The sequence below is a fragment of the Pseudoxanthomonas sp. LjRoot204_2 genome (assembly GCF_056175765.1).
This window is the reverse complement of sequence record NZ_JBGFFG010000671.1, coordinates 1-1,268: the sequence shown is the minus strand read 5'-3', so window position 1 is coordinate 1,268 and position 1,268 is coordinate 1. Positions and strand designations below refer to the sequence as shown.

Genomic DNA, 1,268 nt, shown 5'->3' with positions numbered 1-1,268 from the left:
GGTTGGGCATTCTGCGTAAGTCATTGGGCGGGTGCCTGCATCTGGCGAGTCTCGATCCTTGCCCTTGAACACCCGAGTCGGGTGCTCTCGTCTTTCCTCAGGCGGAACGCCCCAAGGCAGGTGTCGCGGAAGTAGCGAGGCATCAGCGACGCTTCGCCATAGGGATTGGAGTCGTATTGCAGGTGGTAACGCATGCCGTGCGCGTCGCGTCCAATCGCGTCCCACACCTCGGAGTCGACGCCGCGTCCCTGGATTGCAAACCAGAACGCTTGCCCGGCGGCATCGGCCGCTTGGGCACAGGCCCAACCTGCGTCTGTTTCCCCTCCTGCGGCGACCCAGCCGCAGGCTTTGGCCTGAGAGCCGGACAGACGTCCGAGCTCGATGCGAAGCGGATGTTCCGGCGTCGATTCGCTACAGGCTGCGAGCACGATGATCGCAAGCAGGCTGCATGTTCTCGACGGGACGCGGATCTTCAATGTCCGATGCTCACTGCACGGTCCAGCCGCCATCCACCACGATCGTCTGTCCGGTGATGTTGCGCGCGGCCGGTGAGGTGAGGAAGGCGGTGATGCCGGCCAGTTCGTCCAGGCCGATGAAGACACCCTTTGGCATCGGCTTCAGCATCACCTGGCTGACCACGTCGGCCTCGGAGATGCCGCGCGTGCGCGCCTGGTCGGCGATCTGCTTGTCCACCAGCGGCGTCTTCACGTAGCTGGGGCAGACGGTGTTGATGGTGATGTCGGTGTCGGCGGTTTCCAGCGCGAGCACCTTGGAGAAACCGACCAGGCCGTGCTTGGCGGCCACGTAGGCGCTCTTGTACGGGCTGGCGACCAGCGCATGGATGCTGCCGATGTTGACGATGCGGCCGAAGCCGCGTTCGCGCATGCCCGGCAGCACGGCGCGGGTCAGGCGGGCCACGCCGACCAGCATCACCTGCACGAGGAAGTCCCACTTTTCGATGGGGAAGTCCTCCAGCGGCGACACATGCTGCAGGCCGGCGTTGTTGACCAGCACGTCGATGGGGCGCGAGACCGCCGCGAGCGYGGCATCGATGCTGTCCTGGGAGGTGACGTCCAGCGCGACGGCTTCTGCCGAACCACCGTCGGCGCGGATTTGCGCCGCGACCGTCTCGGCGGCCGCCAGGTTGAGGTCGCTGACGATGACGTGGCGGCCCGCTTCGGCAAGCTGGGCCGCGATGCCGGCGCCGATACCGCTGGCCGCGCCGGTGATGAGGAGGGTGTGGGTCTTCTGCATGGGGGCTCCTGCGT

The 1,268-nt window shown here is 66.3% G+C and carries 2 protein-coding genes; both read right to left on the bottom strand.

Annotated features, from left to right (window positions below; all coding sequences use genetic code 11):
- Positions 1–20 precede the first annotated feature (20 nt).
- Positions 21–476: a hypothetical protein gene (locus AC04L7_RS18980; RefSeq protein WP_435999223.1), complete on the bottom strand. Its 456-nt coding sequence runs from the start codon at positions 474–476 to the stop codon at positions 21–23.
- Between the two features lie 10 nt (positions 477–486).
- Positions 487–1,254: a 3-hydroxybutyrate dehydrogenase gene (locus AC04L7_RS18975; RefSeq protein ID WP_475513742.1), complete on the bottom strand. Its 768-nt coding sequence runs from the start codon at positions 1,252–1,254 to the stop codon at positions 487–489.
- Between the last annotated feature and the right edge of the window lie 14 nt (positions 1,255–1,268).